Source organism: Nonomuraea montanisoli, assembly GCF_013363975.1.
In the GTDB taxonomy this organism is placed as follows: domain Bacteria; phylum Actinomycetota; class Actinomycetes; order Streptosporangiales; family Streptosporangiaceae; genus Nonomuraea; species Nonomuraea montanisoli.
The window spans coordinates 218,485-243,934 of sequence record NZ_JABWGN010000002.1 but is presented as its reverse complement, the minus strand read 5'-3'; the positions used below and the strand labels follow the sequence as shown (position 1 = coordinate 243,934).

General features: G+C 72.4%; 21 protein-coding genes and 1 pseudogene. 14 read left to right on the top strand and 8 right to left on the bottom strand.

The window, feature by feature from the left end; genetic code table 11:
- Positions 1-5: 5 nt before the first annotated feature.
- Entirely contained in the window at positions 6-827 is an 822-nt protein-coding gene (locus HTZ77_RS04595) for a TauD/TfdA dioxygenase family protein (protein ID WP_175588164.1), read from the bottom strand.
- Between the two features lie 386 nt (positions 828-1,213).
- On the opposite strand from HTZ77_RS04595, the gene HTZ77_RS04590 reads away from it, so the two are divergent.
- The gene (locus tag HTZ77_RS04590; protein ID WP_175588163.1) at positions 1,214-3,796 is read left to right on the top strand and encodes a DNA gyrase/topoisomerase IV subunit A; all 2,583 of its coding nucleotides are present in this window, start codon (positions 1,214-1,216) and stop codon (positions 3,794-3,796) included.
- Positions 3,797-4,078: 282 nt separating this feature from the next.
- Positions 4,079-7,150: a glycoside hydrolase family 3 N-terminal domain-containing protein gene (locus tag HTZ77_RS04585; protein ID WP_328808411.1), complete on the top strand. Its 3,072-nt coding sequence runs from the start codon at positions 4,079-4,081 to the stop codon at positions 7,148-7,150.
- Between the two features lie 190 nt (positions 7,151-7,340).
- On the opposite strand, the gene HTZ77_RS45785 is transcribed toward HTZ77_RS04585, so the two are convergent.
- Positions 7,341-7,724 carry a VOC family protein gene (locus tag HTZ77_RS45785; protein WP_328808410.1) on the bottom strand — a complete coding sequence of 128 codons (384 nt, stop codon included), beginning with the start codon at positions 7,722-7,724 and terminating at the stop codon, positions 7,341-7,343.
- Positions 7,725-7,838: 114 nt separating this feature from the next.
- On the opposite strand from HTZ77_RS45785, the gene HTZ77_RS45120 reads away from it, so the two are divergent.
- Both HTZ77_RS45120 and HTZ77_RS48010 read left to right on the top strand, forming a co-directional pair.
- On the top strand, positions 7,839-8,090 hold the full coding sequence (locus tag HTZ77_RS45120) for a hypothetical protein (protein ID WP_205302274.1): 252 nt from the start codon (positions 7,839-7,841) through the stop codon (positions 8,088-8,090).
- Positions 8,069-8,152: pseudogene (locus HTZ77_RS48010) on the top strand (hypothetical protein); the annotation flags it as partial. The gene HTZ77_RS45120 and the pseudogene HTZ77_RS48010, both read left to right, overlap by 22 nt.
- Before the next feature lie 111 nt (positions 8,153-8,263).
- Here the strand turns inward: HTZ77_RS48010 and HTZ77_RS48005 are convergent.
- On the bottom strand, positions 8,264-8,578 hold the full coding sequence (locus HTZ77_RS48005; RefSeq protein WP_175588161.1) for a hypothetical protein: 315 nt from the start codon (positions 8,576-8,578) through the stop codon (positions 8,264-8,266).
- Between the two features lie 140 nt (positions 8,579-8,718).
- Here HTZ77_RS48005 and HTZ77_RS04565 point away from each other — a divergent pair, with 140 nt between their 5' ends.
- Both HTZ77_RS04565 and HTZ77_RS47285 read left to right on the top strand, forming a co-directional pair.
- Entirely contained in the window at positions 8,719-9,213 is a 495-nt protein-coding gene (locus HTZ77_RS04565) for a beta-class carbonic anhydrase (protein ID WP_175588160.1), read from the top strand.
- Positions 9,214-9,270: 57 nt separating this feature from the next.
- Positions 9,271-10,311, top strand: coding sequence for a hypothetical protein (locus HTZ77_RS47285; protein ID WP_205302079.1), 1,041 nt, complete (start codon positions 9,271-9,273; stop codon positions 10,309-10,311).
- A gap of 467 nt (positions 10,312-10,778) precedes the next feature.
- Here the strand turns inward: HTZ77_RS47285 and HTZ77_RS04555 are convergent, their stop codons facing one another.
- Positions 10,779-12,845: a DNA gyrase/topoisomerase IV subunit B gene (locus HTZ77_RS04555; protein ID WP_175588159.1), complete on the bottom strand. Its 2,067-nt coding sequence runs from the start codon at positions 12,843-12,845 to the stop codon at positions 10,779-10,781.
- A 280-nt stretch (positions 12,846-13,125) separates the two neighbouring features.
- On the opposite strand from HTZ77_RS04555, the gene HTZ77_RS04550 reads away from it, so the two are divergent.
- Positions 13,126-13,356 (top strand): DUF7455 domain-containing protein, encoded by a 231-nt coding sequence (locus HTZ77_RS04550; protein ID WP_175588158.1) that lies wholly within the window; start codon positions 13,126-13,128, stop codon positions 13,354-13,356.
- Between the two features lie 247 nt (positions 13,357-13,603).
- On the opposite strand, the gene HTZ77_RS04545 is transcribed toward HTZ77_RS04550, so the two are convergent.
- Positions 13,604-14,305, bottom strand: coding sequence for a GNAT family N-acetyltransferase (locus tag HTZ77_RS04545; protein ID WP_205302078.1), 702 nt, complete (start codon positions 14,303-14,305; stop codon positions 13,604-13,606).
- A 287-nt stretch (positions 14,306-14,592) separates the two neighbouring features.
- Between HTZ77_RS04545 and HTZ77_RS04540 the strand changes: the two genes are divergently transcribed.
- Positions 14,593-15,330 carry a YaaA family protein gene (locus HTZ77_RS04540; RefSeq protein ID WP_175588156.1) on the top strand — a complete coding sequence of 246 codons (738 nt, stop codon included), beginning with the start codon at positions 14,593-14,595 and terminating at the stop codon, positions 15,328-15,330.
- A gap of 95 nt (positions 15,331-15,425) precedes the next feature.
- Here HTZ77_RS04540 and HTZ77_RS04535 read toward each other — a convergent pair whose 3' ends face one another.
- From HTZ77_RS04535 to HTZ77_RS04525, 3 genes are all read right to left on the bottom strand, one after another.
- On the bottom strand, positions 15,426-17,111 hold the full coding sequence (locus HTZ77_RS04535) for an RNA polymerase sigma factor (protein ID WP_175588155.1): 1,686 nt from the start codon (positions 17,109-17,111) through the stop codon (positions 15,426-15,428).
- Positions 17,112-17,353: 242 nt separating this feature from the next.
- On the bottom strand, positions 17,354-19,447 hold the full coding sequence (locus HTZ77_RS04530; RefSeq protein ID WP_175588154.1) for a SpoIIE family protein phosphatase: 2,094 nt from the start codon (positions 19,445-19,447) through the stop codon (positions 17,354-17,356).
- 194 nt (positions 19,448-19,641) lie between these two features.
- Positions 19,642-20,211 (bottom strand): HhH-GPD-type base excision DNA repair protein, encoded by a 570-nt coding sequence (locus tag HTZ77_RS04525; RefSeq protein ID WP_175588153.1) that lies wholly within the window; start codon positions 20,209-20,211, stop codon positions 19,642-19,644.
- 154 nt (positions 20,212-20,365) lie between these two features.
- On the opposite strand from HTZ77_RS04525, the gene HTZ77_RS04520 reads away from it, so the two are divergent.
- The 6 genes from HTZ77_RS04520 (at position 20,366) to HTZ77_RS04495 (ending at position 25,436) form a co-directional block, all read left to right on the top strand.
- Positions 20,366-20,590 (top strand): hypothetical protein, encoded by a 225-nt coding sequence (locus HTZ77_RS04520; RefSeq protein ID WP_175588152.1) that lies wholly within the window; start codon positions 20,366-20,368, stop codon positions 20,588-20,590.
- Between the two features lie 121 nt (positions 20,591-20,711).
- A complete protein-coding gene (locus HTZ77_RS04515) occupies positions 20,712-22,235 on the top strand; it encodes a hypothetical protein (RefSeq protein WP_175588572.1) in 1,524 nt (507 codons plus the stop codon).
- Positions 22,236-22,255: 20 nt separating this feature from the next.
- Positions 22,256-23,026, top strand: coding sequence for a thioesterase family protein (locus HTZ77_RS04510; RefSeq protein WP_175588151.1), 771 nt, complete (start codon positions 22,256-22,258; stop codon positions 23,024-23,026).
- Between the two features lie 21 nt (positions 23,027-23,047).
- Positions 23,048-23,803 carry a LamB/YcsF family protein gene (locus HTZ77_RS04505; protein WP_175588150.1) on the top strand — a complete coding sequence of 252 codons (756 nt, stop codon included), beginning with the start codon at positions 23,048-23,050 and terminating at the stop codon, positions 23,801-23,803.
- Complete coding sequence (locus HTZ77_RS04500; RefSeq protein WP_175588149.1) at positions 23,800-24,420, top strand: 5-oxoprolinase subunit B family protein; 621 nt, start codon at positions 23,800-23,802, stop codon at positions 24,418-24,420. Before HTZ77_RS04505 ends, HTZ77_RS04500 begins: the two co-directional genes overlap by 4 nt.
- Positions 24,417-25,436, top strand: coding sequence for a 5-oxoprolinase subunit C family protein (locus tag HTZ77_RS04495; RefSeq protein ID WP_175588148.1), 1,020 nt, complete (start codon positions 24,417-24,419; stop codon positions 25,434-25,436). Before HTZ77_RS04500 ends, HTZ77_RS04495 begins: the two co-directional genes overlap by 4 nt.
- Positions 25,437-25,450 lie beyond the last annotated feature (14 nt).

The following is a 25,450-nucleotide window of genomic DNA, read 5'->3' as shown; positions in this document are numbered from 1 at the left end:
GCGCGTCACTTGTCCGCGTGCTCCGGGAAGGCGTTGATGGTCACCCGGTGCATCCGCCGGCGCTCGGTGTAGTCGGCCACCGCGTAGTGCTGGGTGGGCCGGTTGTCCCAGAAGGCCAGCGTGCCGGGCCGCCAGCGCAGCCGCACCTGGTACTCGGGCGAGCGGATGTGGTCGATCAGCAGCGGCAGCAGGGCCTCGTTCTCGCGGTCGGTGAGGCCGACCAGGCGCGTGGTGGAGGAGCGGTTGACGAACAGGGCCTTGCGACCGGTCTCGGGGTGGACGCGTACGACGGGCCGCTCGATCGGCGGCCACTTGGCCTGCACCTCCTTCAGGTCGAACGGGTGTCCCTTCGAGATGGCCTTCTTCATCGACATGGTGATGTCGTGCACGGCGGTCAGCTCGTCGCACAGCCGCTGGAGCGAGGGCGAGAGCGTCTCGTACGCCAGATACGTGTTCGCCCACAGCGTGTCGCCCCCGACGCTGGGGAGCTGGACGCAGCGCAGCAGCGAGCCCATGGGCGGGGTCGGCTCGAAGGTGTTGTCGCTGTGCCACTCGTCGCCGCCCTCGCCCTTGGGGTCGGTCTGGTCGAGCACGTGGATGGGGCTGCCGCTGTCCTTCTTGAACGCGGGGTGGTTGAGCGTCCCGAAGTTGAGCGCGAACTGCAGGTGCTGCTCGTCCTCGATGTGCTGGTCGCGGAAGAACAGCACGAGGTGCTTGAGCCAGCCCTCGCGGATGGTCGCGGCCTCTTCCTGGGACAACGGCTTGCGCAGGTCCACGCCGGTCACCTCGGCGCCGATGTGCCGGGTGACGGGATGAAACTCGATCATGACGCCTCCGGAGACGGGGGTTATCCCTTTCCGGAACGTAACGCCCAAGCAATTGCTTGGTCAAGCGGATGGCGACTCGCCCGCACGACTCGAACACGTATGCTAAAAGTCGTCGTGGCGGTTGGTACGATGCGTGCGGACAGCAGGCTTCAGCGATCCGGTGCCGGGAGGTGCCTGTGCCATCATCTCCAGGGGCGCACCACGCCCCCGCCCCCACCGCCGTACGGGCCCCCGGCCGTCGCACCGCGACCGGGCCGGCCCGCGTCGGCGCCGCACCCGCCGATCCGGCCCATCTCCACCGAGCCGACGGCTACGGTTACAGCACAAGGACAGGAGGATGCGCTTCCCCCTCGGCGCGACGGCCGAGGTAGCCGCGCAGCATCAAGATGGCCCGACGCACGACTGCACCCCCGCCTGAGGACTTCGAGGAGCGGATCGTCGACATCGACGTGTCCTCGGAGATGCGCACCAGCTTCCTCGAGTACGCCTACTCGGTCATCTACCAGCGGGCGCTGCCCGACGCCCGCGACGGCCTCAAGCCGGTGCAGCGGCGCATCCTCTACTCGATGAGCGAGATGGGCCTGCGCCCCGACCGCGGGCACGTCAAGTCCTCGCGCGTCGTCGGCGACGTCATGGGCAAGCTCCATCCCCACGGCGACACCGCGATCTACGACGCGGTGGTCCGACTGGCGCAGCCGTTCTCCATGCGCCTGCCCCTCGTCGACGGCCACGGCAACTTCGGCTCGCCCGACGACATGCCGGCCGCCATGCGGTACACCGAGGCCCGCCTCGCGCCGGCCGCGATGCTCATGGTCGAGTCGCTCGACGAGGACACCGTCGACTTCAAGCCCAACTACGACGGCCAGGAGACCGAGCCCACGGTCATGCCGTCGGCGTTCCCCAACCTCCTGGTCAACGGCACGACCGGCATCGCCGTCGGCATGGCCACCAACATGGCGCCGCACAACCTCACCGAGGTCGTGGCCGCCGCCCGCCACCTGATCAAGAAGCCCGACGCGACGCTCGACGACCTCATGCGGTTCGTCCCGGGCCCCGACCTGCCGACGGGCGGCACGATCATCGGCCTGCAGGGCGTCCGCGACGCCTACGAGAGCGGGCGCGGCACGTTCCGCATGCGCGCCAAGTGCGTGGTCGAGCAGATCACCCCGCGCCGCAAGGGCATCGTCGTCACCGAGCTGCCCTACAACGTCGGCCCCGAGCGCGTCGTCGCCAAGATCAAGGAGCTGGTCAACGCCAAGAAGCTCCAGGGCATCGCCGACCTCAAGGACCTCACCGACCGGCACAAGGGCCTGCGGCTCGTCATCGAGATCAAGAACGGGTTCATCCCCGAGGCGGTGCTGGAGGAGCTCTACCGGCTCACGCCGATGGAGGAGACGTTCGGCATCAACAACGTCGCCCTGGTCGACGGCGAGCCGCGCACCCTCGGCCTGCGCGAGCTGCTGAGCGTCTACGTCGACCACCGCCTGGAGGTCGTGCGCCGCCGTTCCGAGTTCCGCCGCCGCAAGCGCGAGGAGCGCCTGCACCTGGTCGACGGCCTCATCGTCGCGCTGCTCAACATCGACGAGGTCATCCAGGTCATCCGCTCCTCCGACGACTCCGCGCAGGCGCGCACGCGCCTCATGGAGGTCTTCGACCTGACCGACGTCCAGGCCGCGTACATCCTCGACACGCCGCTGCGCCGGCTGACCCGCTACGACAAGCTGGAGCTCGACAGCGAGAAGGAGCGGCTGACAGAGGAGATCGCCGAGCTGACCGGCATCCTGTCGTCCGACGCGCGGCTGCGCCAGGTCGTCTCGGCGGAGCTGGCCGAGGTGGCCAAGAAGTACGGCACGCCGCGCCGCACCGTGCTGCTGGAGTCGTCGGGCGCCCCCCGCGCGGCCACGGTGGAGCTCCAGGTGGCCGACGAGCCGTGCCTGGCGCTGCTGTCGTCCACCGGGCTGCTGGCCCGCACCACCGACGCCTCCCCCCTGGGGGACGAGGGCGACCGGTCCTCGCACGACGTCCTCGTCTCGGCCGTGCGCACGTCCGCGCGCGGCGAGATCGGGATCGTGACGTCCCTGGGCCGGCTCATCCGGGTGCAGGTGGTCGACCTGCCCATCCTGCCGCCCACGGCCTCGCCGCCGTCGCTGTCCGGCGGCCATCCGGTGTCGGAGTTCGTGACGCTGGAGAGCGGCGAGGCGGTGGTGGGCCTCGGCGCCCTCGACCCCGACGGCCCCGGGCTGGCGCTCGGCACGGCGCAGGGCGTCGTCAAGCGGGTCGTGCCCGACTACCCGGCCAACCGCGACGACTTCGAGGTGATCACCCTGAAGGACGGCGACACCGTCGTCGGCGCGGCAGAGCTGGAGTCGGAGGACCACGACCTCGTCTTCATCACCTCCGACGCGCAGCTCCTGCGCTACCAGGCGTCGCAGGTGCGCCCGCAGGGCCGGCCCGCGGGCGGCATGGCCGGCGTCCGGCTCGACGGCTCGGCCCGGGTGATCTTCTTCGGCGTGGTGGACCCGGCGCGCGAGTCCCGCGTCGTGACCGTGGCCGGATCGTCCACCGCCCTGCCCGGCACGCAGGTGGGCGGCGGCAAGGTGTCCGACTACGCCGAGTTCCCGCCCAAGGGCCGGGCCACGGGCGGCGTGCGGGCGCAGCGGTTCCTGAAGGGCGAGGACGTGCTGCTGCTGGCCTGGGCCGGCCCGGCACCCGCCAAGGCGGTGTCCGCCACGGGCAAGCCGGTGCCGCTGCCCGAGGAGCTCGGCCGCCGCGACGGCTCGGGCGACCGCCTCACCCACACGATCGGCGCGGTCGGCGGCGCGCTGGGCGCGGGCGGTCCGGTGACGGCGGCCTCGGCCGCCGCGGTGGCCCCGGACGGCTCGGTGCCGCTGGAGGGCACGCTGGCTTTGGACGCCTCGGAGGTGGCCGACACGCCTCCGTCGACGAACGGCTCCACCCCGGGGCACTAGCCACGAACCAGCCACGGACGTCAACGTCGGCGGGGCGGGGGGCACGTGCGCACGGGCGCGCCTCCCCGCCCCGCTTCGCGTGTGCGGGGCGCGCCAATGACGCCGCGTGCGCATGGGCGCGTCGGTGACGGTCTCTCCCCTGCGTCGCGGGTGACGGGCTCCGGCCGCCCCGGAAGGCATGGCTTGACCGGGTGACGTGAATGTTTTTTGAGCGCACCTGTTATGAAATGCGCACTGTGCCCGATCTCTCCGGAGAGAGCGCTCTCTCCAAAGGGAGGTACCGTGTTCCGAGCCAGATCCCCGTTATGGGCGGCCCTCGCCCTCGTGGCCGCCATGGTGGTGGCGGCCCCCAGCCCACCCGCCGTGGCGACGGCAGCCGCGCAGGCGGCCGACCCCGTCACCGTCACCGACTTCGAGACCGACGGGCTCCCCCCGGGCGTCGGCGCCTGGGGCAACGACGGCCCGTCCACCCCGGCCCTGACCGTCGAGCCCGCCGCCGACCGCCCCGGCGCGCCCGCCGGCAACCGCGCGCTCAAGGCCGTCTACGCCGTGAGCCAGTGGGGCGGCTGGACCCACGACCTGGCCGCCACCCAGGACTGGTCCGGCTACGAGGGCTTCTCGTTCTGGGTGAAGGGCACCGGATCCGGGCAGCGGGTCTTCTTCGAGGTCAAGGACGGCGGCTCCTCCGCGGGCTCCTCCGAGCTGTTCGAGTCCTCGTTCACCGACGACACGGCCGGCTGGCGGCAGGTGCGGACGCCGTTCGCGGACTTCGTGCGCCGCGCCGACTACCAGCCCGGCGGCGCGCCGACGGACGGGCTGGACCTGGTCGCCATGTGGGGCTACTCCATGCGCCTGCCCGCCGCCTCCGGCACGCTCCTGTGGGACGACGTCCAGGTGTACGGCACGGCTCCCCCACGCCCGGTACGGCTGGCGACGGACCGCCCGGTGTACCCGGTCGCCGAGAAGGGCTCGGCGGAGGTGCGCGTCTCCATCAGCACCGCCACCGGCGCCCCGCTCCCCGCGGACCTCAAGGTGGACTACCGCACGGGCACCGGCACCGCCACGCCCGGCGAGGACTACACCCCGGCTGAGGGCACGCTGACCTTCCCGGCGGGCACCGCCTCCGGATCGGCGAAGTCGTTCACCGTCAGGACGCTGGCCGACCGCGCGCCGGAGGTCGCCGAGACCGTCCCGATCACGTTGTCCGGCGAGGGCGTACGGCCGCCGGCCGAGGCGCCGGTCGTCGTGATCAACGCGCACGGCCTGCCGTATCTCGACGCCCGCAAGCCCGTCCGGCAACGCGTCGCCGACCTGCTCGGCCGCATGACGCCGGAGGAGAAGATCGGCCAGATGACGCAGGCCGAGCGGCAGGCGCTGGCCGCGCCGGGCGACATCGCCACCCGCCTGCTCGGCTCCCTGCTGTCGGGCGGCGGCTCCACCCCGACGCCCAACACGCCGAAGGCGTGGGCCGACATGGTGGACGCCTTCCAGCTCCAGGCGCAGCGCACCCGCCTGCAGATCCCGCTCATCTACGGCGTGGACGCCGTCCACGGCCACAACAACGTGGCCGGGGCGACGATCTTCCCGCACAACGCCGGGCTCGGCGCCACCCGCGACCCCGGGCTCCTCGAGCAGGCCGGGGAGATCACCGCGCGCGAGGTCAGGGCGACGGGCGTCCCGTGGGACTTCGCGCCGTGCCTGTGCGTGTCGCGCGACGACCGCTGGGGCCGGGCCTACGAGTCCTTCAGCGAGGACCCCGCCCTGGTCTCCCGGATGACCACGATCATCGACGGGCTGCAGAAGAACGGCGTCCTGGCCACGGCCAAGCACTACGTCGGCGACGGCGGCACCGTCTACGGCTCCTCCACCTCCGGCGACTACACGATCGACCAGGGCGTCACCCGGGTGAGCCGGCAGGAGCTGGAGGCCGTCCACCTGGCGCCGTTCGCGGAGGCGGTCCGGCGGGGCGTCGGCGCGGTCATGCCGTCGTTCTCCAGCGTGGACCTCGGCCAGGGGCCGACGAAGATGCACGCCCACCGCGAGCTGATCACGGACGTGCTCAAGGGACGGCTCGGGTTCAAGGGGTTCGTGATCAGCGACTGGCAGGCGATCGACCAGATCCCCGGCGACTACCCGAGCGACGTGCGGACCTCGATCAACGCCGGCCTGGACATGATCATGGTTCCGTACGCGTACGCGGAGTTCGAGAGCACGCTCAAGGCCGAGGTGGAGGCCGGCCGGGTGCCGATGAGCCGCGTCGACGACGCCGTGGCGCGGATCCTCACGCAGAAGTTCCGGCTCGGCCTGTTCGAGCACCCGTACGCGGACCGGTCGGGGCTGCCGGACGTCGGCTCGGCCGCGCACCGGGCGGTGGCGCGCACGGCGGCGGCCCGCTCGCAGGTGCTGCTGAAGAACGACGGCGGCCTGCTGCCGCTGCGCCGCGACGCCAAGGTGTACGTGGCCGGGTCGAACGCCGACGACCTCGGCAACCAGTCGGGCGGCTGGACGATCACCTGGCAGGGCTCGTCCGGGCCGATCACGTCGGGCACGACGATCCTGTCGGCCATCCGCTCGCGTGCCGCGTCGGTCACCTGGTCCCGGGACGCCTCGGCGCCGCTCGCCGGGCACGACGTGGGCGTCGTGGTGGTGGGCGAGACGCCGTACGCGGAGGGGTTCGGTGACGTGGGCCGCGCCGGCCGCACGCTGGACCTGTCCGCCGCCGACCGGGCCGCCGTGGACCGGGTGTGCGGGGCGATGAAGTGCGTGGTGCTGGTGGTGTCGGGCCGGCCGATGGTCCTCGGCGACCTGTCGCGCGTCACGGCGCTCGTCGCCTCGTGGCTGCCCGGCACCGAGGGCGCGGGCGTGGCGGACCCGCTGTTCGGGGCCGTGCCGTACACGGGCCGGCTGCCCTTCACCTGGTTCCGCGCGGCCGCGCAGCTCCCGATCAACGTGGGTGACGCGGCGTACGACCCGCTGTTCCCGTACGGCTGGGGCCTGCGGACCGACCCGGGCCGCGACCGGCTCAAGGCGCTGCGCGACCGGCTCGCGGGCGGCGACGCCGCGGCGAAGGGCGCGGCGCTGGCGCTGACGGCCGCGCTGCCGGCGCGCAACTGGGGCGCCGACGGGACGGTGCGTGACTCCCGCGTCGTGCTGGGCGCGCTGGAGGCCGCGGCGGCGCTGCTCGAACGCTCGTCCACGGACACGTTCCAGCAGGACGACACGCTGGCGTCGGTGGCGCGGGACGTGGCGCAGGCGACGGGCCGGCGGCCCGACCTGACGGCCCGCGCGGACCAGGAGCTGGCGGCGGGCCGGGTACGGCAGGCGGTGAGCCTGCTGGCGCAGGCGGCCCGCTGATCCCTTTCCGCTGATCGGGACGAGGCGAGGGGCCGGGTCTCCCGCGGGAGACCCGGCCCCTCCTGCACCGGCGTTCCAGGGCGGGGGCCCCTGGCTCGATCCTGGGCGTCCTGGACGTCCGGCTGCTCAATGGACCGGCCCGCGGTCAGGGGCCGGTCAGTCGATGGACCGGCCCGCGGTGAGGGGCCGGTCAGTCGTCGGAGACGTCGCGGCAGAGGCAGAACGGGTGCCCCGCCGGGTCGAGGAAGACGCGGAAGCTGTCCTCCTCGCTCGGCTGGTGGTCGTGCTTGGTGGCGCCCAGCTCGATGACCGCCTTCTCCGCCTGCTCCATGTCCTGCACGGTCAGGTCGATGTGGAACTGCTGGGGGCGCTCGGAGCGGGGCCAGATCGGCGGCCGGTAGTCCTCGACCCGCTGGAACGCCAGCCGCTTCGGCGAGCCGCCGTCGGTGACGACCACCCAGTCGTCGTCCCGGTCGTCCATCGACCAGCCCAGCACTCCCGCGTAGAACTCGCCCAGCATGCGCGGATTCGCGCAGTCCACGACGATCGTGCGGAATTCCGCGATGCCCTTCACCACAAACCTCCCAGAGCGTTCCGACGGCGTGACTACCCGGACGACGCCTCCCCACACTCCGCCGATGTGCCGTCGTGTGATGGGCTCGTTGCGGCAGACGCCCCTTCCACGGAGGTGGGAACGCATGCGCAGAGCCACGCTGGGCCGTACCGGGATCTCCGCGAGCCGTGGAGCCCGCTCAACAGCGGCCGGCTGACCGGCAGGTTCCGCCGCGGCCGGATGGAGCTCAACGAGTTCCGCGGCATGATCTCGCACAAGTTCGACCTGTCGCTGCCCGACGACGCCCGCGAGGCCGACGTGACCTGGTACAGCCGGCCGACGACCCGGGCCGTCCGCTGTCGCGCGTGGCGCCGGCGTTCGTGCTGAGCCATCCGGCGATCACCTCGGTGGTCATCGGGCCGCGTACGGCCGAGCGGCTCGACGACCTGCCGGCGGCTGCGGACCCGCGGCTCGACGACGACGTCCTGAACCGGATCGACGAGCTCGTACCGCCGGTGACCGACCTCAACCCGGGCGACGTGGATCCGACGCTGGAGGCGTTACGCCGTGGTCGCCGCGACGGAGGGCAGGGCGAGGATCAGTTCGCGGGGCTCGCCGCCCTCCCAGAGGCGCACCAGCCGGGTGCCCTCCGGCCCGGGATCGAACCCGTCACCGCCCGGCGCGCCGAAACACCCGGCCTTCGCCAGCCGCTCGATGAGCGGATCGTCGTCCGGGAGGGCGGCCGCGTACGCGGCGGCGTCGAGGAGCGCCAGCGCGGACCGCGCGTTGCGGCCGGCGTCGTTGGACTCCACCCGGTCGAGGCGGCGTCGCGCCTGGGCGCGGAAGTACGCGGCGAGGGATTCGGACCTACTCACGACAACCTTCTTCGGCTACTCACACTTAGGGCTACGACATCATCACCCATCGTGACGGCCGATGGTGGGACCTTGGGCCAACTCTCACCTGTCGGGACCCCGGGCGTAGTGCTCAATACGGCATGGGGCACTATCTCACCATGAGTGCGTTCGACGACTTGATTGCCGGAAACGCGGAATACGCCAAGGGATTCGCAAACTCAGGCCTGACCGGCCGCGCGGCACGTGGGCTCGCGGTGGTCACCTGCATGGACTCCCGCATCGACCCCCTGGGACTGCTGGGCCTGGAGGCGGGTGACGCCAAGATCCTGCGCAACGCCGGCGCCCGCGTCACCGACGACGTCCTGCGCACTCTCGTCCTGGCCGTGTACCTGCTGGGCGTGGAGCGCGTGCTGGTGATGCCGCACACGGACTGCGGCATGGCCAAGGTGACGGACGGCGACGTGCACGACCTCACGCAACTGCACGGGGTGGACACGCGCAGCCTGGAGTTCCACACGGTCCCCGACCAGGACGCGGCACTGCGCCACGACCTCACCCGCATCCGGACCTCGCCGTTCCTGCCCAAGGACATGCCGGTGGGCGGCGCCATCTACGACGTCCACACGGGAAGGCTGATGCCGGTCTCCCTCTGACGGGGGCCCTCCCACGGTCACCGCGGCCGGTCGTCGCAGGGCGCCATGATGGTCGGCATGGTGAGAGTGGGAGCCGCGCGCGAGGCCGCGGCGCGCTGGGTGTCCGAGCACGCGCGCCGCGATCCCGGCTATCGCGGCGCGTACGTCACCGGTTCCACGGTGGGCCTGCCGGACGACGCCGAGCTGCCGCCGTCCTCGGACCTGGACCTCTTCGTGGTCACGGAAACCCCTGGGGCCAAACCGGGCAAGCTGCGCTACCAGGGCGTCCTGCTGGAGGTCAGCCACCTCCCGTGGTCCGCCCTCCGGTCGCCGGACGAGGTGCTGGCGTCGTACCACCTGGCCGGCGCGTTCCGGACGGACACGGTGATCGACGACCCGACCGGCCGCCTGCGCGCCGTCCAGGAGCACGTGGCGGCGCGCTTCGCCGCCCGGCCGTGGGTGCGCCGCAGGTGCGAGGACGCCGTGCGCACGATCGAGACCCGCCTCGCGTCGCTCGCGAACCCCGGGGAGCGCGCGTTCCACGAGGAGGTCATGTCGTGGCTGTTCGGCGCCGGGGTCACCACCCACGTGCCGCTCGTCGCGGCTCTGCGCAACCCGACGGTACGGCTGCGCTACCCGGCCGCGCGCGAGGTCCTCACCTCGTACGGGCTCGCCGGCCTCTATCCGGAGCTGCTGGACCTCCTCGGCTGCTGCGGCCTGACCGCCGAACGGGTCCGGCACCACGTGGGCGAGCTGGCCGAGACGTTCGACCTGGCGACGGGCGTCGCGACGACGCCGTTCCCCTTCAGCGGCGACATCACCCCGGCGGCCCGCCCGATCGCGATCGGCGGCAGCCTGGAGCTCGTGGAACGCGGCGACCACCGCGAGGCCGTGTTCTGGATCATCGCGACGTTCGCCCGCTGCCACGCGATCCTGGCGGCGGACGCGCCGCCGCTCCACCGCTCCCGCCTGCCCGCGTTCCAGGACGCCCTGGGGGACCTCGGCATCGCCTCCCCCGCCGACCTGCGGCGGCGCGGCGGAGAGGTCACCCGCTTCCTGCCCCGCCTCCGGCAGGCCGCCGAGCACATCCTGACCGCCAACCCGGCCGTCACCGGCTGAGTCCGTCCTCCGCGGGCGCGTCATCCGAAGGACACGAGCGGCAAGGCCACCGCCGGGGCGAGCGAGCACCACCACCGCCGAAGTGAGCGGGCAGCAGGGAGTCGAGCCGCCCAACAGCCCGCCCGCCCCAGCTCGGCCGGCAGCGGAACCAGGGCCCATCGCCGGCCGCGTGCCCGCCGCCACTCGCACGCCCGAGCCCGGACAGGAGCCACGGCCGGCACGGCGGCGCCGACCGCCCGGGGCAGTCGCGCGGGACCAGCCAGGCCGTCAGGGGCGAGCCTCTGGAGAGCCCGCCCAAAGTGCTCGCTGGTCACGCATGGACGCTCTTGGAGGAGCCCACGATCCTCGGCACCCGGAGTTCGACCATGCGGTCACACGCGAGCCGCCCGTGAACCTCGTCAGGCTGACGTAGCCCCCGGAGGTCGGTCAGGCGTGGGGCGGCTCCGGCACAGCCGCCCGGAGGACGGTCAGGCGTCGATGTGGTCGCGGTCGACCTCGGCCGCGCTGTTGACGATGAACTCGCGGCGCGGCGCCACCTCGCTGCCCATGAGGAGGCTGAAGATGCTCTCCGCACCCTCGGCGTCCTCGATGCGGACACGGCGCAGGATGCGGTGGCGCGGGTCCATCGTGGTCTCGGCCAGCTGGTCGGCGTCCATCTCGCCGAGACCCTTGTAGCGCTGCACCGGGTCCTTCCAGCGCTTGCCGCGCCGCTCCAGGTCGCGCAGCACCTTGTGCAGCTCGGCGTCGGAGTAGCAGTAGATGTACTTCTCCTTGCCCCGGCCCGGGTTGGTGAGCTCGATGCGGTGCAGGGGCGGGACGGCGGCGAACACCCGGCCGGCCTCGACCATGGGCCGCATGTAGCGGTGGAACAGCGTCAGGAGCAGGCATCGGATGTGGGCGCCGTCGACGTCGGCGTCGGCCATGAGGATGACCTTGCCGTAGCGGGCCGCCTCGATGTCGAACGAGCGACCCGACCCGGCGCCGACGACCTGGATGATGGCGGCGCACTCGGCGTTCTTGAGCATGTCGCTCATCGACGCCTTCTGAACGTTGAGGATCTTGCCGCGGATGGGCAGCAGCGCCTGGAACTCCGAGTCGCGGGCCAGCTTGGCGGTGCCCAGCGCCGAGTCTCCCTCGACGATGAACAGCTCGCTGCGGTCGACGTCGTCGCTGCGGCAGTCGACGAGCTTGGCGGGCAGCGCGGAGTTCTCCAGGGCGCTCTTGCGGCGCTGGTTGTCGCGGTGCTCGCGGGCCGCGATGCGGGCCTTGGCCGCGGCGACGATCTTCTCCAGCACGGCGCGCAGCGGCTGCTTGAAGCCGCGCGGCGGGTTGGTGAACAGCTCCCTCAGCTCGCGGGAGACCACGTGCGAGACGATGCGGGTGGCCGCCGAGGTGCCGAGCACCTCCTTGGTCTGGCCCTCGAACTGCGGCTCCGGCACCCGGACCGTGACCACGCCGGTCAGGCCCTCGGAGATGTCGTCCTTGGTGACGGGGTCGTCGCCGTTCTTCAGCAGGCGGGTCTCGCGCAGCAGCTCGTTGATCGTACGGACCAGGCCGCGCTCGAAACCGGTGATGTGGGTGCCGCCCTTGGGGGTGGCGATCACGTTGACGAACGAGCGGACGGTCGACTCGTAGCCCCGGCCCCAGCGCACGGCCACGTCGACGGTCAGCTCGCGCTGGACCTCGGTGGGCGTCATGTGGCCCTGGTCGTCGAGCACCGGGACGGTCTCGTGGAAGTGGCCGACGCCCTGCAGGCGCAGCACGTCGCAGACGGCCTCGTCACGGGCCAGGAACTCGGTGAACTCGGAGATGCCGCCGTCGAAGCGGAACTCCTCGACCACCTGCTCCTCGTGGCGGCTGTCGATCACCACGAGGGTGAGGCCGGGCACGAGGAAGGCGGTCTGGCGGAGCCGGACGTGGATCTCGTCCAGTGAGACCTCGGCGTCGGGCAGGAAGATCTGCTTGTCGGCCCAGAAGCGGACGCGGGTGCCGGTGACGTCGCGGTCGAGCTTCGCGCCGTCGCGCAGCCCCGACTTCTTGCGGAACTTGGCGGTCGGCCCGTCGCCGTCGAACACGCCGGGCACGCCGCGCCGGAAGCTGATCTCGTGGACGCGCCCGTCGCGGTCGACCTGGACGTCGAGGCGGGACGACAGCGCGTTGACCACGGAGGCGCCCACGCCGTGCAGGCCGCCGGAGGCGGCGTAGGAGCCGCCGCCGAACTTGCCGCCCGCGTGGAGCTTGGTGTAGACGAGCTCCACGCCGGCCAGGCCGCTCTTGGGCTCGATGTCGACCGGGATGCCGCGGCCGTCGTCGCGGACCTCGATGGACCCGTCGGCGTACAGCTCGACCTCGATGCGGGAGCAGTGGCCGCCCAGCGCCTCGTCGACGCCGTTGTCCACGATCTCCCAGAGACAATGCATGAGCCCGCGGCTGTCGGTGGACCCGATGTACATGCCCGGACGCTTGCGGACCGCTTCGAGCCCCTCAAGCACCGAGAGGTGACGAGCCGTGTAGCCGGCCTCCACTAGCGTCACTCCAGCTCCTCCGGGTTAGTCATCGAACACCAGTATCGAACACCAGTGCGCAGCCTACCGTCCTTCGCCTGCGTAGGCGTACTTACGCACACGCCCGCGTACAAGCTTGCCATGCGGTCATGTTTGGCGTTACCAACGGGCTGATCGTCATTACTTTGGGACACATTCCGCTCTCGGCGTAGCGCGGCGACGGTTGGGAACGTCCACGTCCGGTTAGATGTTGTTCCAAGTGACTGACGCCAGATCCTCGCTTCGGCGGGGGTGACCCGAAAGGCGATACGTGACTGGAGCTCTCGCCCCCGTTAAGCCGCTGACGGCCCTCGACCGCTGCGACCGTTGCGGTGCCCAGGCCTACATTCGCGCAACCCTGCCTGTGGGTGGGGAGCTGCTGTTCTGCGCCCACCATGGGCGTCAGCACATCGCGGCGCTGCGCGAGAAGGGTGCCGACATCCTGGACGAGTCGGCACGGCTCAGCGAAACCCCGGTAATTGCCCGCGACGACGAGCGCTGACCCAGCGTCTCGCCGTGACGAGATAACCACATAACGCACAAGCGCGAAACGGCGACCCCGGCACCCCCGGGGCCGCCGTTTCGCGTTCCGGCCCCACTCGTCGTGTCGTTCCGTGTGCCAAGACTCTCTGAGTGGGAGCCGTCCCGGGGCGGCCCAGGACCTGGGCCTGATCCAGGGAGCCGCCGCAGCGGGCCCAGGGACTTCCTGGAGGGGCGATGGGGCTCCCGTGACGAAAACCGGACCCGGGTCAGCGGACGCGGTAGTGATAGCCGCCGGAGAACCGTTCGAAGCCCTCGCTCGCGTACAGGGCCTGCGCGGCCTCGTTCGCCCGGGTGACGACCAGGTACGCCGACGGCAGGCCGCCCCGCCTCAGCATGGCCCGCAGGACGCTGCGGGCCAGCCCGCGCCGGCGCGCTCCCGGCAGCGTGGCCATGCAGTAGATCCCCAGCGTGTCCCCCTGCGGCACGGCCCGGCCCACCGCGAGCGGCACGCCGTCCTCCTCGACCGCCGCGTACCAGGCCGGTACGCCCGTGAAGATCCGCTCGGCCGCCGGCCGCCCGTCGGCGTACCGGCCGTCCACGGCCCACCACGAGTCCCCCCACGCCGCCCAGGGGCTCTCCTCGATCCGCACGGGATGCTCGGGCTCGCGCGCCTCCCCCGACCAGGACATGATCAGGGTCGGGTCCACCAGCTCGTAGCCCCGGCGCTCCAGCGCGGCGTCGAGCCCGGGCATCGCGCCGGGGCCCAGGGAGAACGCGCTGCGCGCCCCCCGCTCCGCGTAGAACGCCTCGGCGGCGGCGATCGCGGCGTCCAGGTCGGCGGGCGCGCCCAGGGGCAGCACCGAGTTGGCGCGTTTCGTCACTCCGCCGGCGTAGCGCAGGACCCAGCCGTCATGCTCCCGCGACTCGTACGCGGGCCAGGCTTCGTGGACGAGTCTGTCGAATTCCATCCAGCGCAGGCTATCCATCCGGGTGCGGGAGGCGGGTTCCGGGCTGTCCGAAGGGGACGGCCCAGGTGACGCCGTGACGGCGACCGGCCACGTGCGGGTCAGAGGCCGTCTCCCTGGAGGCCCCCGGCCCCGTACGGCGGGCGGGCCCTCCCGTGCCGTGCCGTAACAAGGACTCATCCTGAGACGCCGTGCCGTAACCAGAAGCTCATCACGAGACGCCGTGACGAAAGCTCACGACGAAGGCACGCGGAAGCACCCCCCCAGCTGCCCTTATAGGCTGGGGCACCGTGCTGATCCTGTTGCCGCCGTCCGAGAGCAAGGCGTCCGAGGGCAGTGGGCCGCCCGTCGGCGAGCTGTCCTTCCCCGCCCTCGACAAGCCGCGCAAGCGCGTGCTCACCGCCCTCCAGCGCGCCTCCAAGCGCCGCGACGCCCTCGACGTCCTCGGCCTGACCCCCGGGCTCGCGGGCGAGACGGCCAAGAACCTGGTGATCGGCACGGCGCCCGCGCTCCCCGCCGCCGAGCTCTACACCGGCGTCCTGTACGACAACCTGGGCCTGGCCACCCTCGACGCCGAGGCGAGGCGGAGGGCCGAGGAGTCGGTGCTGATCTTCTCGGGCCTGTGGGGCGTCCTGCGGATCGCCGACCGCGTCCCGCCCTACCGGCTGTCCATGGGGGTCAACCTGCCTCCCCTGGGCGGCCTGGCGGCCTTCTGGCGGCCTCTGGTGGCCCGCCAGCTCGATCCCCTGCCCGGACTCGTCGTGGACCTCCGCTCGGCCACGTACGCGGGCGCCTGGCAGCCAGGAGACCGCTCCGTGGCGGTTCGGGTGTTCAAGGGCGGCAAGGTCGTCAGCCACATGGCCAAGGCGACCCGTGGCGAGATCGCCCGCGCGCTGCTCGTCTCCGGCGCCGACCCGGCGACGCCCTCCGAGCTGGCCAAGACCCTCGACTCCCTGGGCCACACCGTGGACCTGACGGAGCCGTCCCGCCCCGGACGCCCCTGGACCCTCGACGTCCGCCTGCCCTGAGAAGCACGTCCTGAGAAGCACGCTCTGACAAGCACGTCCTGAAAAACCGCGGAAGCCCCGCACCAAGATTCGGTGCGGGGCCTCCGGTCGGCGTGTCAGTCCAGGTAGTCGCGCAGCACCTGGGAACGGGACGGGTGCCGGAGCTTGGACATGGTCTTCGACTCGATCTGCCGGATGCGCTCACGCGTCACCCCGTAGACCTTGCCGATCTCGTCCAGCGTCTTCGGCTGACCGTCGGTGAGACCGAACCGCATCGACACGACGCCCGCCTCGCGCTCCGACAACGTGTCGAGAACGGAGTGCAGCTGCTCCTGCAGCAGCGTGAAGCTGACGGCGTCGGCCGGGACGATGGCCTCGGAGTCCTCGATGAGGTCGCCGAACTCGCTGTCGCCCTCCTCGCCCAGCGGCGTGTGGAGGGAGATCGGCTCGCGGCCGTACTTCTGGACCTCGACCACCTTCTCGGGGGTCATGTCCAGCTCGCGGGCCAGTTCCTCCGGCGTGGGCTCGCGGCCGAGGTCCTGCAGCATCTGCCGCTGGACGCGGGCCAGCTTGTTGATCACTTCGACCATGTGGACCGGGATGCGGATGGTCCGCGCCTGGTCGGCCATGGCACGCGTGATCGCCTGCCGGATCCACCACGTGGCGTAGGTGGAGAACTTGTAGCCCTTGGTGTAGTCGAACTTCTCCACCGCGCGGATCAGACCGAGGTTGCCCTCCTGGATCAGGTCCAGGAACAGCATGCCGCGGCCGGTGTAGCGCTTGGCCAGCGAGACCACCAGGCGGAGGTTGGCCTCCAGCAGGTGGTTCTTGGCCCGGCGACCGTCCTCGGCGATCCACTCCAGCTCGGCGCGGACGTCGACCGGCAGGCCGTCGGCCTCGCCGCTGCCGAGCTGCTCCTCGGCGAACAGGCCCGCCTCGATGCGCTTGGCCAGCTCGACCTCCTGCTCGGCGTTGAGCAGGGGGACCTTGCCGATCTGCTTGAGGTAGTCCTTGACCGGGTCGGCGGTGGCGCCGGCGGCCGCGACCTGCGCGACCGGGGCGTCATCGTCGTCGTCGGAGAGGATGAGGACCTCGTCCTCGCTCTTCTGCGCGGCGGTCGCGGCGGCGTCGGCGGCCTTGGGCTCGTCGTCGGCGTCGTCGTCGGACTCCGGCTCGGCCTCGCCCTCGGCGACGATGTCGTCGTCCTCGACCTCGATGTCCTCGAGGTCCTCGAGCTCCACGTCTCCGTCGAGCTCGATGTCCTCGTCGTCGTCGACGCCCTCCGGCGAGGCGGGCTTGGTGGGTGCAGGCCCGGCGCTGTCAGCCGCGACCTTCTTGGCGGCGGCCGGGGCCGCCTTCTTGGCCGCCGCGGGGGCGGCCTTCTTGGCGGGACCCGGCTTGGCCGGGGCCGCGGGCTTGGCGGCGGCGGCCGGCTTCCTCGATGCGGCGGGCTCGGCGGTTTCGGCTGCTCCCACGACCGCGGTCACGGTCTCGGGTTGCTGCTCCTTGGCGGCCGCCGCGGTCTTGGTCTTGACGGGGGCGGCGGTACGGCGCTTTGCTGGTCCCCGAGACTTCTTCGGCGCAGCCGAATCCGCGGCGGTCACCACCACGGTCACGCCCTCTTTGCTGAGGTTCCGCAAGAACGCGGCGGCGTGCGACATGGGGATGTCCGCCTCCTCGAAGGCTTGGCGGACGTCCTCGGACTCGAGGAAACCCTGCGAGCGCCCACGCTCGAGCAGTCGCTGAATGACGGGCTCGTTCAGCTCTTGTGGCTTCGAGCGAGTCGAACTTGCAGGCGACACGAACACCTCTCGAACGAACGCGTGGCGACAATGGACCCAGATGCCCGCTGGGGGGCTGTTGCCTCTCTCGGAGATCGGTGAGGCCGTGCGGACCGCGACGGACCTGCCCAGCATTGTGGCATGACCTCGCACTCCATACGGCCACCTCCCGGCGGTTGACCTCCACCCTAGGCCGACCAAGGCAGTAGTGCGTACGTAAGCGCGCCACTGATACCCGAAAGCAACCCTTATGACTGTTTCATTCAGTCACTCTTCGTGGCGGGCGGCACGTGGATGGCCAGGGCGGTAACGTCATCATCCTGTTCATATCCCGACAACATCCGGTCAACCAGGAAGTCCAGCAGCATGTGCGGACTTCTCACGACCTCAGGCGGCGCTTCGGTCACAACACTGCAAATCTCTGCGAGTCCGGCGTCGAGACCCCGCTTGCGGTTCTCCACCAGACCGTCCGAGTACAGCACCGCGGTGTGACCCGGCGGCACCACGAACCGGAACTGCCGGCGGCTCGTCGGCCAGCCCAGCGGCGTGCCGGGCTGGGCGTCGCAGAGCATCGCGGTGCCCTGGGGCGAGACCAGCACGGGCGGCGGATGGCCGGCGAGCGCCAGCGTGCCCTCGCCGGTGACGGGCTCGACCACCATGTACGCCAGGGTCGTGACCTGCTCTTCCTCCTCCGTGGCGTCGAAGACCCGGTCGAGACCGGTCAGCACGGCCGCGGGCGGCGGGTTGGTCAGCGCCAGCGCCCGCATGGCGTTGCGGATGCGGCCCATGCCCGCGGCGGCCTTGACGCCCTTGCCCATGACGTCGCCGACGACCGCCGCGACACGCCCGTCCTGCAGCACGAACGCGTCGTACCAGTCGCCGCCGACCTGCACGTGACGGCTGCCCGAGCGGAAGCGCTGGGCCAGCTCCAGCCCCTTGACCACCGGCAGGCGGTCGGGCAGGAGGCTGCGCTGGAGCGTCTCGGCGGTCTTGTGCTCGCGCTCGAACAGCGTCGCCCGCTCGACGGCGAGCGCGCACTGCCCGGCCAGCGCCTCCAGGAAGACGCCGTCCTCCTGGGAGATCTTCTGCGGCCTGGTGAACGAGAAGCGCAGCGCGCCGAGGGCCCGGCCGGCCGCCAGCAGCGGCAGGCCCACCCAGGCCCGCTCGTCACTGTGGGTGAGGTAGTTGGCGAGCACCTGCTCGTCGCCGCCGGCCTCCAGGAGCTGCGAGCGCAGGCTGTCGGGCGACTCGGCGAACACCGGCCGCCGGCTGTTGACGGCCATGGTGAGCACGCTGGTGTGGGAGAGCGGGATCTCCTCGCCGGAGGTGCCGGCCGCCTCGGGGACGCCCTCGCCGTTGATCAGCTTGAGCGCGGCCCGGTCGGTGTCGAGCAGCGCGACGGCCGAGCGGTCGGCCGCCAGGGCCGTGCGGCCCACGTCGATGATGACCTGGACGACCTGCTCCACGGTGAGCGCCTCGGCCAGTATGGCCGTGGCGCCCTGGAGCCGGGCGGTGCGCAGCGCGGCGGCGCCGAGCTGGTCGGTCAGCCTGCCCCGCATCTCCTCGGCCTCGCGCTGCGGCGTGACGTCGGTGTTGGCGCCGACCCACTCGACCACGCGGCCGTGCCGGATGATGGGCACCGCGCGCACCTCGAAGTGGCGGTAGCCGCTGGCCCGGGTGCGCACGCGGTAGTTCCACTCGAACATCGTGCGGCCGCGCAGCGCCTCCTTCCAGGCCTCCTCGGTCTGCCGGCGCTCCTCGGGGTGGACGACCTCCAGCCAGCCGTTGGCGAGGTACTCCTCCAGGCCCTGGCCGGTGATGGCGCGCCACTGCGGCGCGTCCTCGACGACCGTGCCGGTGGGCGAGGTGATCCAGACGAGCTGCGACTGCGCCTCGACCAGTGACCGGTAACGCTCCTCGCTGCGCCGCAGGTCCTCCTCGGTCTGGCGGCTCTCGGTCACGTCGAGCCCGACCAGCGCGACGGCCCGCAGCTCGCCCGCGTCGTCGTGGATCGGCGAGAACGACAGCGACCAGTGACGGTGCTCGCCCTCGGGGGTGCGCACGCGCACCCGGCTCTCGGTCACCGGCGCGTCGGTCTCGATGACGCCCTGCACCGCGTGCGTGATGAGCTGGCTGAGATCGGCGGCCAGGGCCTCGACCGGCACCCGCCCGACCAGCCGTTCGGCGGGCACGCCGACGACGTCGGTGAACAGGTCGTTGACCCGCTGGACCCGGCCGTCGGGGTCGAAGAAGGCGAAGGCGTAGCGCGCCTCCGCCAGCAGGCCCCCGAAGAGGGCGGAGTCTGAGATGTCCACATCCGACTCCCGGGGACGGGGAACGGAGGTCTCGGCGCTCATGCTCGGCACCTCCGTCGCGTGCCAGGGTCTCCCACGCGGCACATCTCCATAACTGTGTATCGGCGTAGCGCAGCTCCGTGCGACCGGATCCTGCTGTACATCATCGGCGATGGGCATGCGCGGACGGAAGCCCCGCAGGCCATACGGTCAACGCATCCTGTCAAAATCGCTCCACGTTACGCAGCAAGATCAGGCTACTTGGCCCGCGCCGCCCGCTTGGCCTCCTGTTTGGCGGCCCGCACGCGGCCCAGCGTGTCGGCGTCGACCACATCCGCCACCGACCGGAACGATCCCTCCTCGCCGTACGGTCCCGCCGCCTCGCGCCATCCCGGCGGCCGGACCCCCAGTTGCTTGCCGAGCAGTGCCAAAAATATCTGGGCTTTCTGCTTGCCGTAACCGGGAAGCGCCTGCAATCGCTTGAGCAGCTCTTTGCCGTCGGCCGCCTCGGCCCAGATCCTCTCGGGGTCGCCACCGTACTGCTCGACGAGATAGGCCGCCAGGCTCTGGACACGCGCCGCCATCGAGGAGGGATAGCGGTGGACCGCCGGTTTCCCCGCCAGCAGGGCGGCGAACTCCTCGGGGTCGCGGGAGGCGATCTCCTCGGCCGTGAGGTCGCCTCCGAGCCGCTCGGCGATGGTGTACGGGCCCGTGAACGCCCACTCCATCGGGATCTGCTGGTCGAGCAGCATGCCGATGAGGAGGGCGAGCGGACTGCGGCCGAGCAGGTCGTCGGCCTCCGTCCGCTGGGCGAGCTGGATGCGCATGGGAACAGCTTCGCATGAAAGCGCTTGCGGGGATGCGAACACAACCGTAGTGGAGGCTTGACACCGGCCCGAGAAAAGGTGGAATGAGAGCGCAAGTCGCCCTGAGTCCATTCCTGGGGGTTTGCCCCCGGGCATCCAGAGGAATCTCACACCTATGCTCGCTCTGGCCACACGCTTCCTCAGGGAGCCGGTCAGTCTTCGGCTGGCCGAGGAGTTCCTGACAGTGCCCGTGGACACCATCGACCGTTGTGTGGCCGACGTGTGCGCGTGCGCCCACCACCTGGGCATCACGGCGACTCCCGAGATCGTGGAGCGCGTCGCGCGGGAGCATCTGCTCGCGATCGTGAACTCCGCCCCGCCGCCGCGGAGTCCCCGATAACATCGGGGTCACGGCCGCGTTCTACGCACCGTTTCCGCCTGGAATGCGAGAGAGTGAGGGCGTGCGCCGACACCGACGAGATCCCCGGGAGAGCACCCCCCCAGACGACGTCTTCAAGGAGATGGTGCAGGCGGCCCGCGAGCTGCTGGCCGTGCGCAGCCCGCTCGACGCGGAGCTGATGGTCTCCGACATGATAGGCGCCTGGTGGGGCCGGCGGGTCAGGGGCGGCGACGTCGAGCAGGTGCTCGGTGAGGGACTCGTCGACTACGCCGCCAAGGCGGGCACTCCGGCGTCGCTGACGCTGCTCATCTGCCTGGCCTACCTCGGCACGGCCCGCCAGGGCGCCAAGGCCGAGGGCGCGGCGCTGGCGATGATGGAGTCGGGCGTGGCCCGGCCCGGCTGGGCCGACCGGGTCGGGGCGGTCAAGCCCGCCGGCTGCTACGTCTCGCGTGACGCGTACGGCGACCAGGACACGGTGATCTGCACGTTCGCCTACCGGTTCGGCGAGGGCGAGCCCGAGCGCGGCGACGCGCTGGCGACGGGCGCGGGCGGCCAGGAGCGGCACGCGCTGGTCATGGTGGTCGACCACAACATGTCCGGCATGGCGCGCGACGCCTGGGTCTCCTCCCAGGTGGACAAGCTGCTGGAGCAGGCCCGCGCGGAGGCCGCGGGCAACCCGATGCTGGTGTTCGGCGAGATCGAGCCCCAGCAGGCCAGGGCGCTGCTGGAGTCGGCGATGAAGGCCACCGGCGAGCCGAAGACCCCGCCGCCCGTCAGCGACAGCTACAGCGCCTACCACGCCTTCGCCAGGGCCCGGCTGAAGGCGCTGCCGCCGGGCCGCAAGCGCCCCGCGCCGCTGCACATCGAGGCGCCCTACAGCCGCGAGCGGCGGGCCATGCTGGCCGCCGAGTTCCTCGCCTCCGACGCGGCCGAGCACCTGTCGGACCCGTCGGCGGCCTCGCGCTGCGCCGACCACATCATCGAGTACGGCTGCGAGCAGGACTTCAGCCGGCCGCTGCGGGTGAGCCCGACCAAGTGCGAGACGTTCCTGCTCGACTGGCTGCCGCGCAAGGTGATGCTGAGCGCGGCCGAGCAGGAGGCGATGCCGCACGTGCTGGCGGCGTGGGTGCGCTTCGCGGCGCGCCGCTCGGGCCTGCCGGAGCAGGGGCTGAAGGCCACGCTGGACGCCGTGTGGGAGGCGATCGGCAAGTTCCCGGAGGCCTACCGCGACCCGACCTCGTTCGGGCTGGACCGGCCGCTGCTGGAGCGGCTGCTGCCCGACGGCGACCTGTCGGCGCTGGCGCGGCGGGCGTTCGCGTTCCCGTTCCTGCAGGGCTTCCACAACGGGATCGAGCTCGACCGGCTCAACCCGGCCGACGAGGCCGACCGGCGGGCGCTGCTGGAGATCGACCACGTCGGGGCGATGGACGAGGAGCACCTGGCCTGGCACGAGGAGATCGCCGCCCGGCTGTGGGAGGGCGACCCGCCGCAGCTCTGGGAGGCGGCGCAGCGGCTGCTGGACCTGGGTCACGACCGGCACGACGTGCTGCACGTGCTCATCGAGATCGCCGAGCGGATCGGCGGCGATCCCGACGAGCTGGCCGCCGCCCTGGACGACATCGCCGACATCCCGGACGAGTTCTGACCGCTCTAGAATCTCGTTCTATGGCGATGTACGAGGCCCTCGGCGCGGGCCGCTACCTGGCGACCGAGTCCACCCAGGGCCCGTGGGACCCCGGCGCGCAGCACATGGGCCCCGTCACCGCGCTGATCGCGCACGAGCTGGCCGCCACCGCCCCACGTCCGGGACTGGAGCTGTCGCGCCTGGTCGTGGACGTCTTCGGGCCCGTGCCGGTGGGCGAGCTGGAGGTGCGCACGGACGTGGCGCGCGACGGCAAGCGCGTGCAGTGCCTGTCGGCGAGCGTGTCGTCGGGCGGGCGGGAGCACTGCCGGGCCACCGCCTGGCGGATCCGGGAGTCCTCCACGCCCGCCACGCCGGTGCCGGGCCCGCCCGCGCCCGTGCCGCCGCCCTCCCCCGGTCAGCGGGATTCGTGGCTGGGCAGCGGCTTCGGGTACGGCCGCGCCATGGACTGGCGCTTCGTCACCGGCCACCCCCTGGAGGTCGGCCCGGCCACGGTGTGGGGACGGCTGACGGTCCCGCTGGTCGAGGGCGAGGAGACCACGCCCCTGGAACGGCTGGCGGTCTTCGCCGACAGCGGCAACGGCGTCAGCCCGGCCGTGGACTTCGCCACCCACCTGTTCGTCAACGTGGACCTGACGATCTCCCTGTTCCGGGCGCCGGCCGGCGAGTGGATCTGCATGGACGCCGCCACCGTCGTCGGGCCGTCCGGCCGGGGCCTGACCCGCTCGACCCTGTACGACGAGTCCGGCGAGGTCGGCACGGCGACTCAGACCCTCTTCGTCGCGCCGCGGTAGCGATGACGTCATGATGGGTCCATGGTGATCGACCTCAACGCCGACCTGGGCGAAGGCTTCGGGATCTGGACGCTCGGCGACGACGTCGCGCTGCTCGACGTCGTCACGAGCGCGAACGTGGCCTGCGGCTTCCACGCCGGCGACCCGGTGACGATCAGGCGCACCTGCGCGGCGGCCGTCGACCGCGGCGTCTCGATCGGGGCCCAGGTGTCCTACCGCGACCTCGCCCACTTCGGGCGCAGGGAGATGGACGTCGAGCCCGAGGAGCTGTGCGCCGAGGTGCTCTACCAGCTCGCGGCCGTCGACGGCATCGCGCGGGCCATGGGCGGGCGGGTCTCGTACGTCAAACCCCACGGCGCGCTCTACAACCGCATCTGCCGCGACCCGGCGCAGGCCGCGGCGGTCGTGGACGCCGTGGCCGACTACGACCCGTCGCTGCCGATCCTCACGCTGCCCGGCTCGGCGGTCCACGCCGCGGCCGCCGCCGAGGGCGTCTCCACGGTGACGGAGGCGTTCGCCGACCGGGCGTACACGCCGGCGGGCGCGCTCGTGCCGCGCCGCGAGCCGGGCGCGGTCCTGCACGACGTGGAGGCGGTGTCGGCGCGGGCCGTGCGCATGGCCGTGGAGGGCACGGTGACGGCCGCGGACGGCGGCACGGTGGAGGTGCGGGCCCGTTCGATCTGCGTCCACGGCGACACGCCCGGCGCGGTGCGGATGGCGCGGGCGGTGCGCGACGGGCTGCTGGAGGCCGGGGTCGTGCTCCAGGCGTTCGCGTGATCCGCGCGGCCGGGGAGCACGGGCTGATCGTGGAGACCGGCGCCCTGGAGGTGTCGCACCGCCTGGACGCCCTGCTGCGGGACGACCGGCCGCGCGGGGTGGTGGACATCGTGCCGGGGCCGGAGACGGTTTTGGTGGTCGCTCCCGGCGCGGACCAGGCGCGGCTGCGCGCCACCCTGGAACGGCTGGCGGCGCGGGCGGAGAGCGCGGCCGCCGGCGCGGCGGAGTCCGGTGCGCCGGATCTCGTGCGGATCCCGGTGGTCTACGACGGGGAGGACCTCGACGCGGTGGCGGAGCTGGCCGGGCTCTCCCCCGACGAGGTGGTCGCCCGGCACACCGGGCGCGACCTGGTGGTGGGCTGGCTCGGGTTCGCGCCGGGGTTCGCCTACCTCACCGGCCTGGACCCGGCCCTGCGCGTGCCCCGGCTCGGCACGCCGCGCACGTCCGTGCCGGCCGGCTCGGTGGCGGTCGCGGGGCCGTACTCGGCCGTCTACCCCAGCGCCTCGCCCGGCGGGTGGCGGCTGCTGGGACACACGTCGCTGCGGGTGTGGGACGTCACGGCCGACCCGCCCTCGCCGTTCCGGCCGGGCACCCGGGTGAGGTTCGAGCGCGCATGAGCGGGGCGCTCGCGCCCGGGGCGTCGCGGGTGATCGAGGTGCTGGCGCCGGGCCCGTACGCCACCGTGCAGGACCTGGGACGGCCGGGCCTGGCCCATCTGGGCGTGCCGGGCTCCGGGGCGGCCGACGCGGCCGCCCTGCGGCTGGCCAACCGCCTCGTGGGCAACCCGGAGGGGCTGGCGGGGATCGAGCTGACGTTCGGCGGGGCGCGCCTGGCCTTCCACGCGGGCGCCTGGGTGGCCGTCACGGGCGCGGGCTGCCCGCTCTCGGCCGTGCCGCCGGCCGGGGATGCCTCCGGTACGGCCGCTTCCGGTACGGCCGCCTCCGGTACGGCCGCTTCCGGTACGGCCGCTTCCGGTGAGGGCGCTTCCGGGAGGGACGCGTCCGGTGGGGCCCGGTGGCGGGCTCCGGCGGCCGGCGTGGGCGTCCCGTTCTGGGTGCCGGCGGGGACCGAGCTGCGGTTCGGGACGCCCGTGTGGGGGCTGCGCAGCTACCTGGCCGTGCGCGGCGGGGTGGCGGTGGAGCCGGTGCTCGGCAGCCGTTCGACCGACTCGCTGTCGGGTCTGGGCCCCGAGCCGCTGCGCGCGGGCACGCTGCTGCCCATGGGGCCCGTGACGGGCCTGGAGCCGATCGTGGCGGACGTCGCGCCGCCGCGCGGGCCGCGGCCCGCCGTGCTGCGGGTGCTGCCGGGGCCGCGCGACGACTGGTTCGCGCCCGGGGCGCTGGCCGAGCTGTGCGCGGAGCCGTACACGGTGAGCCAGGACAGCAACCGCGTCGGGGTACGGCTCGGCGGCCGCGAGCTGGCGCGGGCGCGGGAGGGCGAGCTGCCCAGCGAGGGCATGGTCGCCGGTGCGCTCCAGGTGCCGCCGAGCGGGCAGCCGATCGTGTTCCTCGCCGACCACCCGCCGACGGGCGGGTACCCGGTCATCGCGGTGCTGGTGACGGCCGACCTGCCGGTGGCCGCCCAGCTCAGGCCGGGCGACCAGGTCCGGTTCACCACCCACCGCGTCGGCTGAGCCGCGCGGGCACG

Excerpts from the sequence above, each read along its gene's own strand:
- HTZ77_RS04545 (WP_205302078.1), bottom strand. The coding sequence starts at position 14,305 with ATGGAATTCGACAGACTCGTCCACGAAGCCTGGCCCGCGTACGAGTCG.
- HTZ77_RS04515 (WP_175588572.1), top strand. The coding sequence starts at position 20,712 with ATGGTGCAGGCGGCCCGCGAGCTGCTGGCCGTGCGCAGCCCGCTCGAC.
- HTZ77_RS04520 (WP_175588152.1), top strand. The coding sequence starts at position 20,366 with ATGCTCGCTCTGGCCACACGCTTCCTCAGGGAGCCGGTCAGTCTTCGG.
- HTZ77_RS04510 (WP_175588151.1), top strand. The coding sequence starts at position 22,256 with ATGGCGATGTACGAGGCCCTCGGCGCGGGCCGCTACCTGGCGACCGAG.
- HTZ77_RS04590 (WP_175588163.1), top strand. The coding sequence starts at position 1,214 with ATGGCCCGACGCACGACTGCACCCCCGCCTGAGGACTTCGAGGAGCGG.
- HTZ77_RS04505 (WP_175588150.1), top strand. The coding sequence starts at position 23,048 with ATGGTGATCGACCTCAACGCCGACCTGGGCGAAGGCTTCGGGATCTGG.
- HTZ77_RS04530 (WP_175588154.1), bottom strand. The coding sequence starts at position 19,447 with ATGAGCGCCGAGACCTCCGTTCCCCGTCCCCGGGAGTCGGATGTGGAC.
- HTZ77_RS04595 (WP_175588164.1), bottom strand. The coding sequence starts at position 827 with ATGATCGAGTTTCATCCCGTCACCCGGCACATCGGCGCCGAGGTGACC.
- HTZ77_RS04565 (WP_175588160.1), top strand. The coding sequence starts at position 8,719 with ATGAGTGCGTTCGACGACTTGATTGCCGGAAACGCGGAATACGCCAAG.
- HTZ77_RS47285 (WP_205302079.1), top strand. The coding sequence starts at position 9,271 with ATGGTGAGAGTGGGAGCCGCGCGCGAGGCCGCGGCGCGCTGGGTGTCC.
- HTZ77_RS04495 (WP_175588148.1), top strand. The coding sequence starts at position 24,417 with ATGAGCGGGGCGCTCGCGCCCGGGGCGTCGCGGGTGATCGAGGTGCTG.
- HTZ77_RS04525 (WP_175588153.1), bottom strand. The coding sequence starts at position 20,211 with ATGCGCATCCAGCTCGCCCAGCGGACGGAGGCCGACGACCTGCTCGGC.